We start from the raw sequence: 14,201 nt of genomic DNA on the forward strand, positions 1-14,201 counted from the left end.
TGTTACAGTTTTGTCCATAAAAAATGCCATTAAGGATTGAAAATTACTTTCATAACCTTAATGGCATTCAAAATTAAATCTAAATTGCCTACGCGTTAATAATCTTCTCTTGATGATTAATGGATTCTTGGTGAATTGCCTTGAACATTCTCAACACAAATTCTTCACTGAGACCTTGGGTTTCCCCTTCCAAAATCATCTTACCCAAAATCGCGTTCCATCGGTTTGATTGCAATACGGCAACATTCTTTTGTTTCTTCAATTGTCCAATGCCATCAGAAACCTTCATACGTTTTCCAAGAATATCAATCAATTGATTATCTATCACATCAATCTGAGCTCTTAGGTTGCTCAATTTACTATTGTATTCCGCTTCCTCATCAGTCTCTTTTCTAATGCGAAGATCTTTCATGATTTGTACCAGGGTATCTGGGGTCACTTGCTGAGCAGCATCACTCCAGGCATTATCAGGATCGTGATGGGTCTCTATCATCAAACCGTCAAAGTTCAGGTCCAAAGCAGTTTGCGATACATCAAAAATCATATCTCGTTTACCCGTAATATGACTTGGGTCATTGATAATTGGTAAATCTGGAAACTTGGATTGCAATTCAATCGCCATTTGCCATTCAGGAATGTTTCTGTATTTGGATTTTTCATAGGTTGAAAACCCTCTGTGGATTACCCCTAGTTTTTTAATATCTGCCGAGTACAGTCTTTCTACAGCTCCCAACCACAATGATAAATCTGGATTTACAGGATTCTTGATCAATACAATTTTATCAGTTCCTTCCAGTGCATCCGCAATTTCTTGAACAATGAACGGGCTCACTGTAGAACGGGCGCCTATCCACAATAAATCCACATCATGTTCCAAGGCAAGATCCACGTGCGCACGATTAGCAACTTCTGTAGCAGTTTTTAGGCCCGTCTCTTCTTTTACTTTTTGCAACCACTTTAATCCAATGGCCCCAACGCCTTCAAAATTACCTGGCCGTGTTCTTGGCTTCCAGATACCAGCCCTGTAATAGTTCACATCGGTATCCTTTAAATCGTGGGCAATCTTTAGTACTTGGTCTTCGGTTTCTGCACTACATGGTCCGGCTATCACCAACGGATGCGGCAAACTCATATCATCCAACCATTTTCTCATTTCCTTATTGTTTTCCATAATCTATTTTACATTTTTGGTAAGTGGTATTCCTTTTAATATTTGTTTTATTCTATTGGTATTGTTCATTTCTTCATACACATTTTCAAAATCATTGTTTAAAAGCAATTGTTTAAACTCTTCAAGATTTTGAATGTATTCTTCCAAGGTTTCAATAACATTGTCCTTATTCTGTTCAAAAATTGGTGTCCACATTGCTGGAGAGCTTTTTGCCAAACGCACCGTGCTCTCAAAACCACTGCCCGCCATGTCAAAAATATCGCGCTCATTTTTTTCTTTTTCAATAACCGTCTTTCCCAACATAAATGAGCTAATATGTGATAAATGGGATACGTAAGCTATGTGTTTATCATGTGCCTCGGGATTCATATAACGAATACGCATTTTCAATTTTTGAAAAAGCTCCAATGCCCTTTCTTGAAGCTTAAATGCTGTCTTTTCTACTTCGCAGATAATATTTGTTTTCCCATCGTACAAACCATTGATAGCTGCCGAAGGTCCAGAAAATTCAGTTCCCGCAATAGGGTGACTTGCCAAAAAGTTTCTACGCTTGGGATGGTTCTCAACCACTTTACAGATCAGGCCCTTCGTTGATCCTGCATCGATTACAACAGTTTCATCTCCAACAGCATCCAAAATTTTGGGCAGTTCCGACACCAATGCATTCACTGGGATACTGATAAATACCACATCTGCCGAAGACAAAGTGCCGTAATCCCCTTTTTCATCAATAATACCAAGTTCCAAAGCCTCAGCAGAATGGGATTCATTCTTATCAATTCCCACAATATTGGCATTGGGATACGCTAGTTTCATATCCTTCGCAAAAGACCCTCCAATTAAACCGATACCTATTACAACAATATTCATGTTTAAAATCTTTCTATTGCTTCCATGATTTTTTCCTCTTTAACGCAAAGTGAAAATCGAATGTATCCTTCACCCATGCTTCCAAAAATAGTTCCAGGGGCAATGAAAATATCTTTGTCATATAGCACTTGATCAATAAACTCTTCAGAAGAAACCGACCCTTCTGGAAGTTTACACCATACAAACATGCCCACCGCATTTTTATCATAATCACAACCCAATTTTTCAACCAGTTGAAAAATTAGCTCTCTCCGTTTGGTATAAATCTTATCGAGTTCTTCAAACCACTCGGGGCCGCTTTGCAAGGCGGCAATTGCTCCTTTTTGGATTCCGTAGAACATCCCGGAATCCATATTACTCTTTACCTTCAGTACGGCATTGATATGCTCTGGACTTCCTAATATCATCCCAACTCTCCAACCTGCCATATTGAAGGTTTTGCTCAAACTATTCAGTTCCAGTGCGCAATTTTTGGCGCCTTCAACAGACAAAATACTTATAGGATTATTGGAGAGGACAAAACTGTATGGATTGTCGTTCACCAATAAAATCTCATGTGTATTGGCAAAATCCACCAAAGATTTTAGCTGTCCTTTGCTCGCGGTTGCTCCTGTGGGCATATGCGGATAACTTACCCACATTAACTTGGTTTTGGACAAATCTTGCGCAGCAAGTGCCTCCAAATCTGGGAACCATCCATTATCAGCACTTAGATCATACGTTTTGGGAACAGCTCCCACCAATTTGGTCACCGAAGCATAGGTCGGGTAGCCGGGATTTGGCAGCAGTACCTCATCGCCTTCATTTAAAAAGGCCATACTAATGTGCATAATGCCTTCTTTGGATCCCATCAAAGGCAAAATCTCATTGGATGGATCCATGTCCACCGCAAATTTTTTCTGGTAAAAGCTTGCAATGGCATCTCTTAGCTCAGGTAGACCTTGATAGCTTTGATATTGATGTGCGCCCATATCGGTTATGGAGTCTTTCAATGTCTCCAACACCTTTGGTGATGGTGCCAAATCTGGACTGCCTATACCCATATTGATGATGGGTTTTCCGTTATTCAACAAGCCCCTGACTTCCCTTAGTTTTCTAGAGAAATAGTATTCCTGAACCGTATTTAATCGCTCAGCTGTGATCATGGCAGTAATGCATTTTTATATTCGCCCAAGACCCTAAAGTCTTCAGACATAATTTCCAATAATGATTTTGCTTTGGCAAAGTGATCGTATGTTTCAAAGGTCACATCCACAAAAAATGCATATTTCCATGGGGTCTCAATCACGGGTAAAGACTGAATTTTGGTCAAATTCATATTACAATCGCTCATAACATTCAATACCGTTGCCAAACTCCCGCGCTTATGATCCGTGATAAAACGCAATGATGCCTTATTGATTTCTTCCTTCGGAAGAACCTTGTTCTGCTTTTTTAGAATGATAAACCTTGTGGCGTTGTTCTTTATCGTCTGGATTTCTGGCGCAATTATTTCAAGATCATATAGCTCAGCTGCTTTCTTGGGTGCAATTGCTGCAATAGTGGTCAATTTTTCCTCCTTGATTCTCCTTGCCGTTTCTGCGGTATCCACACTTTCCACCAATTTGATTTCGGGATATTGTCTAAAAAACTCCTTGCACTGCAACAGGGCCATAGGATGTGAATGCACTTCCTGGATACCTTCAATAGTTATTCCAGGCGAAACCATCAAATTGTGATGTATGCTTAGATAATGCTCCCCAATGATGTGAATATTATTATGGTAAACCAAATTGTAGTTTGGAATTATGGAGCCTGCAATCGAGTTTTCAATGGCCATAATGCCTTTGTCAGCTGTACCGTTGCATATATTATCGATCATGGCATCGAATGAAAGACATTCGACCAAATCAATATTATTTCCAAAAAAATCGTTAGCCACCTGATGATGGTTCGATCCTTTAATTCCCTGAATGGCTACTTTTAAACTCATGGCAAAAAAAAATCCCGATTTACATCGGGACTTCATATCTTTTTTATACTTAAAGTATATCTAGAACAGTCCCGTACTTCCTTTAAAAAAGAAGTAGAAATAAAAGCTGTTCCAGAAATACGTCTTTGTCATTTCATTAAAATCTTGGGCTAAGATAGGTATTCAATTGAAAAACAAAAGACAAAGTCAAAATTTTTTCGATTTTTAGGGAATTTGTTCCATTTGTTACATTTTGCTCCGCAGAACCATTGATTTTTTAAGGATTTGGAATTTTTGAAATGATAAATGATTCCTCAAAATTGGTGTTCCCTTTCCAAAATATGGCCTCTCTTTCCCATAGAGAAATCTAAAACAGTATTTCAGGAAAATTGAATTCAAATAAACTTGAATGTCCATTATAGTTCAGAACATCACCAAGACTTTTGGAAAACAAAAAGCATTGAACGATATCTCTTTTTCAATTGATAGGGGTGAGATTGTAGGTTTTTTGGGTCCGAACGGAGCTGGAAAATCGACTATGATGCGGGTTTTAACCACGTATTATAAGGCAGACTCTGGCGAAGCCGAAGTCAATGGGTTTAATGTTTTAAAAGCTGAACGCGAGGTTCAAAAGAGTATTGGGTATTTACCTGAGCACAATCCGTTGTACTTGGAAATGTACGTACGGGAGTACTTGACCTTTAATGCCGATGTGTATAATGTTCCCAAAACCAAAATAGCTGATGTTATTGAAGAAACTGGGTTAACAGCGGAAGCTCACAAGAAAATCGGACAGTTATCCAAAGGATACCGCCAACGTGTGGGCCTGGCGGCTGCCTTGTTACATGACCCACAAGTATTGGTCCTGGACGAACCCACAACTGGTCTAGATCCCAATCAACTGGTGGAAATTAGAAAGCTGATTCGAAAAATAGGGAAAGAAAAGACCATTTTGCTTTCTACACATATTATGAAAGAAGTGGAAGCGGTTTGTGATCGGGTCATCATTATCAATAAAGGTGAATTGGTGGCCGACAAAAAGTTAGAAGAGTTACGAACGGCCAATGAGCAAATCATTGAGGTGGAATTTGATTATAGGGTAGAAGAACAATTGCTGAAAAACCTTCCCCATATTACAAATGTCAAAAACATTGGAGGGTTTGTTTACGAACTTACTTTTTCCACGGCTGAGGATATGCGACCTGCTGTTTTTGATTTTGCCCATGACAACAAGCTAAAAACACTTCAGTTGAGTAGAAAAAACAAAAACTTGGAAAGTTTGTTCACGGAGTTGACCTCTTCATAATCTATTCTCCCAAAAAATGGGGAAACTTTTTTAGATACGGATTGAAGTTTTCTGTTTCTTTTTTGCCGAATTTCCCATCCTTGTTCTCCAGAAGTATATCAATATTTCTTTGGTAAGCCTGGATATCCGAAATGATTTCTTCAATTCGGTCAAATTGATCATCAACCGAAAGCTTTGCATAATAATCCAATCGTTCTTGATAAACGGTTTTAAGTTTTTCGAACAACTTTCGGGCATCATCTGTTTGCCCTACTTTATAATATCCATCCAAAAAAGGTTCTACAAACATGAAATATCCGTAATGTTCAAAAGGGACATTCTCCATAGCCATATCAATCACTTCTTTGGCTTCCTTTATTTTGTTTTCCTCAATCAGCTTCTCCATCAATCTAGCCAAACAAATTCTGAAAGTAACCCCAAATTGTCTTCTGGTTTGCGGGTCATGATAAATTTTATCGCTACCCGAGTTGCCCCAATCCCATTTTTTTACCATCTCAAAGGAAAGGTCTGCATCTACTCTGCCCATATCAATTCCCCCCTTATAATGTGTATGTATGGGCACCAGTTTATATGCCAGCCCGTCTAGTTGCAAATATTCTTTCATCCAAATGTATTCTCCATCATCAAAACTTCCTCCAGAAAAATAGATGGGCCGCTCCCAATCATTGTTGGCCAAAACATCCAGCATCATAATCCTGTTCTTATACAATATATCTGGCAGGTCAATATCGATATAATCCACAATAAGTGCCGTATCCTTTTCATTCACCAAACCATTTTCTAGAACCTTCTTCTTATTCACAGGCACCCTAATCTTATTGGTGGGATAAAAGACGGTGTTCAATTCACTTTCGGAATATTGACTTATGTCAACTCCATTTTTTTCCAACAAATCTCTTCGTTTTGTCACTGGATTATCGCTTGCTATCCAATTCATAAAATCCTTGATATCCCACCGCTTATCCGTTAAAGGTTGATGATATATGTAGTCTCTGGTCCCATACCAATATTGTTCATGTTTCAGTTGTGACGGTATAGGGTCACTTTCATAGGATTTTCTCTTCATCTGGTCAATAAACCAATCTGTTGCAAAATAGCTTGTTACAATTACCCTAACATCCGTTCTATATTCTTCTATTTCCTGTAAATACCATAATGGAAAATTATCATTGTCCCCAATAGTGAATAGTATGGCTCCCGAGTTTAATTTTGTGGAATCCAAATAAGCCTTTGCCGAAGCCCTGGCTGTATATTTGTTGGATCTATCATGATCATCCCAATTTTGAAAAGCCATCAACAAGGGCACTGTACCAACACCTAAAAGGAGGCACAGCACTATGGATTTTTTGGATTGAATGATTTTTTGAAACAGATGATAAAGTCCATAAATTCCCATACCTATCCAAATAGCATACACATAAAAGGAACCAACAAGGGAGTAATCCCTTTCACGAGGTTGAAATATGGGTGGATTTGTATAAAACTGAATTGCCAAACCTGTAAATAAAAAGAACACAAAAAGCACCCAAAACTGCTTTGGGTCTCGCGAGATTTGAAATACAAAACCTATAATTCCTATCAACAAGGGTAGAAAAAAATAAGTGTTCCGTCCTTTGTTTTTTTGCATATCATTTGGCAGATGTTTTTGGTCCCCAAGACGCAGAGCATCCAAAAACTCAATTCCGCTCAACCATTCCCCATTGCCATCATAACGCCCTTGAATGTCATTGTTCTTTCCCACAAAATTCCACATGAAATATCTGAAATACATGTAACTGAACTGATATTGGAGCATGTATCTGATGTTATCCCAAAGCGATGGCGGTTCAACCTCAATGTATTCTTGAAACTTCTTTAGGAATTCAATGTACTGGCCAACATCAAGCTCTCCGCTGTTCAATTTGTCCCTAATATCACCCACAATCGTTCTAAGTTCTTCGTTGGACACATATTTTGGTTTAATATGGAAACGCAATGCCCCAAAGTACTTCATATAGTTCTCTGCACTTTCTCCACTCCACATCCGTGGTAAAAAACCTTTGTGCTTTTGGTTGGGTTTATGCAGCGCATTTTTATACGGGTTGACTATTTCATACTTCTCCAACTTTGTATTCTGTTCGTACTTTGGATTGTCGTCTCTGTAGCCCTCAGATGCCACAAATCTGTCCGAATAATAAGCCCCATAAAAGGGGCTGTCCGTACTTGGATATTGTTCCCGATTATAATACGCCAGCAATGAACGTGCATCTGACGGGTTGTTTTCATTAATGCCCACGTTTACGTTTGCCCTTATGGGCAGTACCAACCAGGGAGTAAAGCCCATAACCAAAAACAACATACACAAAATGGCCGTATGCAGTGTATAGTGTTTCTTTCTATGCGCATATTTTAAAATTGAGTAGGCGAGAAACATCAAAAAAAGTAGGGCCAATAAAGTTCCGGTATTAAATGGCATCCCCAATTGGTTAACCGAAAAAATTTCCAGTCCCCAGAATAGTTTTAAAATGTTGGTCAAAGAAAATTTAAACACCAACATTAATATTCCAACCGCAATCAAATTGAAAACAATGAACTTTTTTAAAGTAATTTCCCTGTATCTTTTGAAAAAATAGAGCAACACTAGTGAAGGAATCGTCAAAAAACCCATAAACTGAATACCGAAGGTCAGTCCCACGACAAATGACATTAGCAACAACCACTTATTGCCTCTTGGATTATCCAGATTATCCGTCCATTTTAAACCAAGCCAAATTAACAATGCCATAACCAAGCTTGCCATGGCATAAACTTCAGTTTCAACAGCATTGAACCAAAAACTATCCGAGTATGTAAAGGTCAAAGCACCAATCACTCCGCTCCCCAAAATCACCAACGTTCTTGAACCATCAATCTTTTGGTCATCCTTCAATAGTTTTTTCAACAAATTAGTTATGGTCCAAAACAAAAACAAAATGGTAAATGCACTGGATAAGCACGATACATAGTTGACCATTAACGCCACTTGGGTTTTATCCTGTGCCAAAAAACTAAAAACAGCTCCCACCATTTGAAAAAAAGGAGCGCCAGGCGGGTGGGGCACCTCAAGTTTTGCTGATGTAGCAATGTATTCGCCACAATCCCAAAAACTAACTGTGGGTTCAACGGTTAGGCTATAAGTGATGAGGGCATTAAAAAAGACCACCCACCCTAGTAAGATGTTCCAGTTTTTAAATTGTTTGTGAAAGGGAAAAAAGTATCTGTAAAATACCTGCACCATTGCTTTTTTGATGCAATTAAAAAGACTCTAGGCTTTATAAGGGAATTCTTGGGTCTGAATTAGGTACTAGTACCTGTACTTTTTTGTACTAATTCTTTTCTACTACCAACATTCAGCTTGCTGTAAATATTGGTGATATGGGTTTTTACCGTACTCAAGCTAATGAAAAGTTCATTGGCAATCTCTTTGTTGGTTTTTCCTTGAAGAATAAGGTTTCGAACTGTTTTCTCCTGTTTGCTCAATCCTGAAATCAACACTGCTTGTCGCTTTTTCTTCATTCCAATAATAACTACACCCAATACCAAAACCAAGAAGCCAAGCCCCATGTTCAACCATCTACTTTTCTGTAGCTCTTTTTCCATAACCATTTGGGTCAAATAGGCGGTTTTTTTCTCCAAAAACCAATACTCAGATGCATCAATGGTGCTTTCTTTTAGGTCTGCCAAAACATCAAGATAATAGGACGGGTTCTCAGAAATATCCTTGTCCAACAATTGTTTGCTCTCCAACTGTTTTATTCCTATCAATTTTACCATTAAAATCTGAAGCGAGTCCTTTACAAAGCCCTTTCTAGAGTCTGTCATTTCACCCTGCACCAAGTATTGACTTACCAGGTTTGACTCAAATGCCTTTAATTTTTGCCATTCCTTGTCAGCGTGATTAGTTGTGGAATACTCCCCAAAAACCTGGTTCCCTCTTTTGAATTCAATTTTATCTTTTCCGGATAGCATGAAGGTCACATTGGTGGTCACAGTATCGTTCACAATTTGACGTATTCGCTCAACATGCAATTGATAAATCTTGTTACTATCGGAGAAATGCTTTTTATCAAACTTAAAAAAACCATTATCCTGGATATCAGCTATAGCAATGCGCATTTGTCTTTTGTTATGCTCCAAGCCAGATAATGGAACTTGACTCAGATATATTTTAGGTTTCCAAGCCTCTGAATCATCAAAATTCACAAAACCTGAAACAGCATTCTGTGCCGAAAGCTGTAATCCAAAAAGGGTAAAAATGAAAACTAAAAATGATTTGTACATCGCCAATACTTACTGAATAAATTTACGGTATTTGCTTTTAGAAACAATTTCATTTTACGCCAAATATCATGTTATCTGAAGTGCCAAATAGGTATTTTTGCAGCTTAGGTCTAAACCAAATCCATGAAAAAGAACAATTCCAAGCTAGAATTGAACAAGGAAGTGATGAAAAACTATGGTTATCAGGTCATTGATGCCATTGTCGACCATTTTCACACTCAAAACAAAAAACTACCCGTAGCCATGGGGTCACGGGAAGAAATGGATTCTCTTTTTTTGGAAGAAGCCCCAGAAGAAGGAATGAATTCGAAAAAGGTTTTGGATTTTGTCCTTGAAAAGGTGATGACCAATAGTACCAATATGTCCCACCCCAAATCTTATTCCTTTGTGCCAGGTCCTAGCAATTATGTGAGTGTTATGGCCGATACGTTGGCTACTGGGTATAACATTTTCTCTGGTGGATGGGCAGCTTCACCCGCAGCGGCAGAATTGGAAATTATCACTATTCAATGGTTACTCAAAATTTTCGGGTTTCCACAGAAAAAAGGTGGAGGAATTTTTACCAGCGGAGGTTCAATGGCCAATCTGACGGCCTTAACCACGGCAAGAAGGGTTAAATGTGGAGAAGATTTCTCCAAGGCGGTAATTTATCTTTCAGATCAGGCGCATTCTTCAAATATTAAGGCAATTCGGGTTTTAGGATTCAAAAAAGAACAGATTCGAATCATTCCAACTGATATTGAATTCAAATTTGCCATCAATAAGCTTAAAAATTGTATTGCCAAAGACCGTTTGGAAGGTCTTTTCCCATTTTGTTTGATTGCCACCTCAGGAACAACAAACACAGGGACGGTAGACCAGCTACCAGAGTTGGCCAAAATCTGCAAGAAAGAAGATATCTGGTTTCATATTGATGGCGCCTATGGCGCAGCAGCCATTCTATCCCAGAAAGGAAAACAGTTGATGAAAGGTATTGAAAAAGCCGATTCGTTGACCGTAGATCCGCATAAATGGTTTTTTCAACCCTATGAGATGGGATGTCTTTTGGTGAGAAACCACAAACATTTAAGCCACACCTTCACAGAAAAACCCGAATATTTAAGGGACATTGAAGGAAATACCTCTGAAATCAATTTTTATGATCACGGTATTCAATTGACCAGAAGGTTCAGGGCACTTAAATTTTATATGTCCATTAAAACGTTCGGTCTTAAGGAGTTCAGAAATGCCATTACCTATAACATTGATTTAGCGGAAGAGGTAGAAAATCTCTTAAGAGCCAGTAAAAATTGGGAGGTTGTTTTTCCGGCAACACTGGCCGTTATCAATTTTAGGTACAATCCCATCGGAAAAAAATATTCGCAAAAGAAACTGGATGCAATCAATCAGCATATTTCAGAAAAGGTAGTTTCTTCCAGAAAAGCGCTATTGGTCACAACCATTTTACACAAACAAGTGGTTTTGCGTATGTGCCTGATCAACCCAAGGACCACTTTTGATGATGTGAAGGAGACTTTGACACTCTGCGAAGACTTTGCCAAAGACTACAGTTAGGCAGAATGTAGCTTATTTTGCTGATAGACGTTTGCGATGTTCAAAAATGGTCATGAACATCCGTACGCTAATATTTCTTGCCCGTTGTTTGGCCTTTTCGGCATTCTCACCAATAAAATTGGTGTCAATGGTATCGATCCAATGCCGTAACCAAATACCAAAGTGATAATTGGTTATGGTCCGATCCATTTTTTCATCCACTTCTGCATGGACCATCAGCGGATTACCTTTGTATTTTTGAACAAAGAACAAATTGGTTTCCCAGAAATTGGTCAATTTTTCTATGTGTTCAGGCCAATCCTCAATAGTCTCATTAAAAAAATGACCTATTTCAGCATCTTTTCTGACCTTTTCATAAAACTTGGTCACCAAAAAATTAACATCCTCCCGGGTTTCTATGTTCTTTCTCTGCATGCTACAGCAAATTTAGGATTAATACGGCGGTACTCAGTAAAATGCTAACAATAAATAGGTTGAAAACCACTTTTGGCTTTTGCTGGGATAAAACCGCAGCATTGAATCCCATACAGGCTATGGTAATCAAAAACAACTGAAACATTTGAAGTGGAGCAACTCCGTTTACAAGAATATAAAGAGCGGCCACAGACCCCAAACAGCTTTGGGCAATAATAAAAATAGCAGCGTACCCGCTCATGTTCTTTTTAAATTCGTATAGTCCTTTGTGGTAGAGTTCCATAATACCTGATTTTTGTCATATTATGGAACAAAATTAGCGGAGCCGAACTGCTATTGTTTATGACTGAAATCATAAAAACGGATTGTAATCCTACTTCTATCGTAAAATCTTGTGCGATTGTAGCTGAACCATCTTCTTTTTCTCCAAGGATTTAATGGCCCTAATCACGGTTTCCACCCTTAAACCGGTAAGATCGGCCATTTGTTGCCGAGATAATTCCACCAAATAGGGTTCCTCTTTCGGAATCTTATGGATATGGGTTTTGAAGTAATCTATCAACTTTAGCAATCGGTGCTCCGGGCTTTCCGTTGAAATCTCAGCAACCATGGTGGCTTTATAGTGCAGACGGCCTGCAAGTACTTTGGTCAATTCCAAATGTGTTTCCGGATTTTCCCTGAGCAGTTTAAAGAAACTTTCTTTTTCCAATCTCCAAACCGAGCTTTTTTCCACAGCTTCGGCCTGGGCAGGATATTTCAATTCAGCAAACAAGGGAGGTTCTCCAAAACTTGCACCTGACGAAAATATTCCCTGAATAAACTCCTTTCCGTCTTCATTGAAATTGTTCATTTTGATTTTGCCAGAGTTCACCTGATAAAAGTATCGAGCTTGGGTATCCACCTTAAAGAGTATTTCCCTTTTTTCAAGATGTATCTCTGAAGCACCATATTTTTTCAACAACACTGTAGAAATCATGGCTTTTCCTCAAATTCCACACAATCCAATCGAATATCGGAATGCTTTAATTGTTTTTCCAATAGATTGCAATAATGATTGTCCGCAGTTTTTTGATAGAATTTACAAGCAAAACAGGTACGCTGAACCGTCAACACCCCAATTTGATTCAGTTGATAAATCAATTTACTCAAGGTTTTGAACAGATTTTCTTTTTCGTGAGCATCAACAAATTCCAACTGTTCAGCCAGCGGATTCGCAAAATGTTCTGTTTCGGCAACAATCTTTTTTCCTTCTCCAGAAAGAAGAATGGAATAACTACGGTTATCTGCAGAGGAATGGTCCTTGATTACCAATTCCTTTTTGACCAAAACACGTATGGCATCACTGATGGTAGGTTTGGTCACATTAAATTCCTGAGCCAAAAAGCTCACATTGTTGAACTCACTTTTATGATACGCAACAAAAATCAAGATTTGAATCTGGATGGGGCTTAACCCCAATTGTTTCGCTTTTTCCCATAAAAGTGCCTTGAACGCTTGTGAAATACGCTCCAATCCAGCAATTATTTTGCTCGAAAGGTCATTCTGCTGCTGTTCCGGGTCAAAAACGCTTCCTCTATCCATAGTGAACAATGCCTGCCGACAGTCTCGACAGGCAAAGTTAGTTATCCTAATTAAATTAGGAACAATTTTCCATTTCAATGATATGATATCCTTCCGCTTCAATGTTTTTTACCACATTCTCTGGTGCCGATTGCATATGGCAGAATCGACACTCGTTAGCAGATAATTTTCCAGACGGAAAGGATTTGGACTTCAAATATTCCCTTCCATATTCAAAAATAATATTAGTATCGGTCATGGACGAAGGGACCAAAATGTCAAAATGCATTACTTTTCCGTCCTCCCTTGGCACATAGGTATCCCAAACTGAAACTTCCATTACTTAACGGTATAGGGTAAGGACAGGTCGCCACTTGCCACACTAAAGACTTCATAAACACCCAGCATGGGTAAATCATCAACACTAGTGTTGACTTTCATAAAAGCTGCAACGCCGTCATAGTTGAAATCCGTCTTATTGTTCATCCGATAATTGGGCACAACAACTTTTATGCTATTGCTTGCAGCCGTTACTGGATATCCAGGAGAATCCATATACATGGGCATACCAGGATTGGTTGGTGGTAATACAACGGTTTCATCTGCTTTTTTGAACTGTTTTACCGAAAGTCCACCCGCTACACGCTCATCTTTAGTAAGTACTACCCAATGGGGATGCCATATGATTCCGTCATTGTCAAAAACTGAATCATTGTTCTCGTCCCATAAAGGAGTGTCATCAAAATCGGGATGGGAGGTGAGGGCCAATGCCAGAATACCTTCTGTAGCGCTAAAACCAACATCGGTGGGTTTTAAGCTTGTTGGAAAAACATAACCTAAAACAGGTGCTCCATCCAACTTTCCAGCCGGAACTGGAAGAGTACTGCCTGCTTGACCATTAACCGTAATCTCCCATACCATGACGCCTAAATCAGGCTTATTAGTAACTTCAACTGTTTTAATTTGAAAATCAGCATTGTTATATGGACTTTTTTGGGCACAAGAAGTGAATAGTCCGCAAACCACTAACAAGCTCATCATAAATAAATTTCTATTTCTCATTTCGAATAATTTAA

General features: G+C 38.7%; 14 protein-coding genes. 2 read left to right on the forward strand and 12 right to left on the reverse strand.

The window, feature by feature from the left end; all coding sequences use genetic code 11:
- Positions 1 to 88: 88 nt before the first annotated feature.
- From ACOQO1_RS09565 to ACOQO1_RS09580, 4 genes are read right to left on the reverse strand one after another with little or no spacing between them, the layout of a single operon-like run.
- Complete coding sequence (locus ACOQO1_RS09565) at positions 89 to 1,171, reverse strand: chorismate mutase (RefSeq protein ID WP_420602652.1); 1,083 nt, start codon at positions 1,169 to 1,171, stop codon at positions 89 to 91.
- 3 nt (positions 1,172 to 1,174) lie between these two features.
- The gene (locus ACOQO1_RS09570) at positions 1,175 to 2,041 is read right to left on the reverse strand and encodes a prephenate dehydrogenase (RefSeq protein WP_420602653.1); all 867 of its coding nucleotides are present in this window, start codon (positions 2,039 to 2,041) and stop codon (positions 1,175 to 1,177) included.
- Between the two features lie 2 nt (positions 2,042 to 2,043).
- Positions 2,044 to 3,186 (reverse strand): pyridoxal phosphate-dependent aminotransferase, encoded by a 1,143-nt coding sequence (locus ACOQO1_RS09575; RefSeq protein ID WP_420602654.1) that lies wholly within the window; start codon positions 3,184 to 3,186, stop codon positions 2,044 to 2,046.
- Complete coding sequence (locus ACOQO1_RS09580; protein ID WP_420602655.1) at positions 3,183 to 4,013, reverse strand: prephenate dehydratase; 831 nt, start codon at positions 4,011 to 4,013, stop codon at positions 3,183 to 3,185. The genes ACOQO1_RS09575 and ACOQO1_RS09580 overlap by 4 nt, the downstream gene beginning before the upstream one ends.
- A 388-nt stretch (positions 4,014 to 4,401) precedes the next feature.
- Between ACOQO1_RS09580 and gldA the strand changes: the two genes are divergently transcribed.
- The gene (gldA, locus tag ACOQO1_RS09585) at positions 4,402 to 5,298 is read left to right on the forward strand and encodes a gliding motility-associated ABC transporter ATP-binding subunit GldA (protein WP_420602656.1); all 897 of its coding nucleotides are present in this window, start codon (positions 4,402 to 4,404) and stop codon (positions 5,296 to 5,298) included.
- 1 nt (position 5,299) lies between these two features.
- Here gldA and ACOQO1_RS09590 read toward each other — a convergent pair whose 3' ends face one another.
- Both ACOQO1_RS09590 and ACOQO1_RS09595 read right to left on the reverse strand, forming a co-directional pair.
- Positions 5,300 to 8,554, reverse strand: coding sequence for a DUF2723 domain-containing protein (locus ACOQO1_RS09590; RefSeq protein WP_420602657.1), 3,255 nt, complete (start codon positions 8,552 to 8,554; stop codon positions 5,300 to 5,302).
- A gap of 59 nt (positions 8,555 to 8,613) precedes the next feature.
- On the reverse strand, positions 8,614 to 9,597 hold the full coding sequence (locus tag ACOQO1_RS09595; RefSeq protein WP_420602658.1) for a response regulator transcription factor: 984 nt from the start codon (positions 9,595 to 9,597) through the stop codon (positions 8,614 to 8,616).
- A gap of 123 nt (positions 9,598 to 9,720) precedes the next feature.
- Between ACOQO1_RS09595 and ACOQO1_RS09600 the strand changes: the two genes are divergently transcribed.
- A complete protein-coding gene (locus ACOQO1_RS09600; protein WP_420602659.1) occupies positions 9,721 to 11,151 on the forward strand; it encodes a pyridoxal phosphate-dependent decarboxylase family protein in 1,431 nt (476 codons plus the stop codon).
- A gap of 12 nt (positions 11,152 to 11,163) precedes the next feature.
- Here the strand turns inward: ACOQO1_RS09600 and ACOQO1_RS09605 are convergent, their stop codons facing one another.
- The 6 genes from ACOQO1_RS09605 to ACOQO1_RS09630 all read right to left on the reverse strand — a co-directional run bounded on the left by ACOQO1_RS09605 (position 11,164) and on the right by ACOQO1_RS09630 (position 14,187).
- Positions 11,164 to 11,565, reverse strand: a complete 402-nt coding sequence (locus tag ACOQO1_RS09605) for a group III truncated hemoglobin (RefSeq protein ID WP_420602660.1) — start codon at positions 11,563 to 11,565, stop codon at positions 11,164 to 11,166.
- Position 11,566: 1 nt separating this feature from the next.
- Positions 11,567 to 11,848, reverse strand: a complete 282-nt coding sequence (locus tag ACOQO1_RS09610) for a hypothetical protein (protein ID WP_420602661.1) — start codon at positions 11,846 to 11,848, stop codon at positions 11,567 to 11,569.
- A 96-nt stretch (positions 11,849 to 11,944) separates the two neighbouring features.
- The gene (locus ACOQO1_RS09615) at positions 11,945 to 12,541 is read right to left on the reverse strand and encodes a Crp/Fnr family transcriptional regulator (protein ID WP_420602662.1); all 597 of its coding nucleotides are present in this window, start codon (positions 12,539 to 12,541) and stop codon (positions 11,945 to 11,947) included.
- Positions 12,538 to 13,146, reverse strand: a complete 609-nt coding sequence (locus tag ACOQO1_RS09620) for a MarR family winged helix-turn-helix transcriptional regulator (protein ID WP_420602663.1) — start codon at positions 13,144 to 13,146, stop codon at positions 12,538 to 12,540. The genes ACOQO1_RS09615 and ACOQO1_RS09620 overlap by 4 nt, the downstream gene beginning before the upstream one ends.
- Before the next feature lie 55 nt (positions 13,147 to 13,201).
- On the reverse strand, positions 13,202 to 13,465 hold the full coding sequence (locus tag ACOQO1_RS09625) for a DUF2024 family protein (protein WP_420602664.1): 264 nt from the start codon (positions 13,463 to 13,465) through the stop codon (positions 13,202 to 13,204).
- Positions 13,465 to 14,187 carry a hypothetical protein gene (locus ACOQO1_RS09630; protein WP_420602665.1) on the reverse strand — a complete coding sequence of 241 codons (723 nt, stop codon included), beginning with the start codon at positions 14,185 to 14,187 and terminating at the stop codon, positions 13,465 to 13,467. Before ACOQO1_RS09630 ends, ACOQO1_RS09625 begins: the two co-directional genes overlap by 1 nt.
- Between the last annotated feature and the right edge of the window lie 14 nt (positions 14,188 to 14,201).

The organism is Flagellimonas sp. (assembly GCF_965222555.1).
Taxonomy (GTDB): domain Bacteria; phylum Bacteroidota; class Bacteroidia; order Flavobacteriales; family Flavobacteriaceae; genus Flagellimonas.

Excerpts from the sequence above, each read along its gene's own strand:
- ACOQO1_RS09610 (WP_420602661.1), bottom strand. The coding sequence starts at position 11,848 with ATGGAACTCTACCACAAAGGACTATACGAATTTAAAAAGAACATGAGC.
- ACOQO1_RS09605 (WP_420602660.1), bottom strand. The coding sequence starts at position 11,565 with ATGCAGAGAAAGAACATAGAAACCCGGGAGGATGTTAATTTTTTGGTG.
- ACOQO1_RS09570 (WP_420602653.1), bottom strand. The coding sequence starts at position 2,041 with ATGAATATTGTTGTAATAGGTATCGGTTTAATTGGAGGGTCTTTTGCG.
- ACOQO1_RS09590 (WP_420602657.1), bottom strand. The coding sequence starts at position 8,554 with ATGGTGCAGGTATTTTACAGATACTTTTTTCCCTTTCACAAACAATTT.
- ACOQO1_RS09615 (WP_420602662.1), bottom strand. The coding sequence starts at position 12,541 with ATGATTTCTACAGTGTTGTTGAAAAAATATGGTGCTTCAGAGATACAT.
- ACOQO1_RS09565 (WP_420602652.1), bottom strand. The coding sequence starts at position 1,171 with ATGGAAAACAATAAGGAAATGAGAAAATGGTTGGATGATATGAGTTTG.
- ACOQO1_RS09580 (WP_420602655.1), bottom strand. The coding sequence starts at position 4,013 with ATGAGTTTAAAAGTAGCCATTCAGGGAATTAAAGGATCGAACCATCAT.
- ACOQO1_RS09575 (WP_420602654.1), bottom strand. The coding sequence starts at position 3,186 with ATGATCACAGCTGAGCGATTAAATACGGTTCAGGAATACTATTTCTCT.
- ACOQO1_RS09620 (WP_420602663.1), bottom strand. The coding sequence starts at position 13,146 with ATGGATAGAGGAAGCGTTTTTGACCCGGAACAGCAGCAGAATGACCTT.
- ACOQO1_RS09625 (WP_420602664.1), bottom strand. The coding sequence starts at position 13,465 with ATGGAAGTTTCAGTTTGGGATACCTATGTGCCAAGGGAGGACGGAAAA.
- ACOQO1_RS09600 (WP_420602659.1), top strand. The coding sequence starts at position 9,721 with ATGAAAAAGAACAATTCCAAGCTAGAATTGAACAAGGAAGTGATGAAA.
- ACOQO1_RS09595 (WP_420602658.1), bottom strand. The coding sequence starts at position 9,597 with ATGTACAAATCATTTTTAGTTTTCATTTTTACCCTTTTTGGATTACAG.
- ACOQO1_RS09630 (WP_420602665.1), bottom strand. The coding sequence starts at position 14,187 with ATGAGAAATAGAAATTTATTTATGATGAGCTTGTTAGTGGTTTGCGGA.
- gldA (WP_420602656.1), top strand. The coding sequence starts at position 4,402 with ATGTCCATTATAGTTCAGAACATCACCAAGACTTTTGGAAAACAAAAA.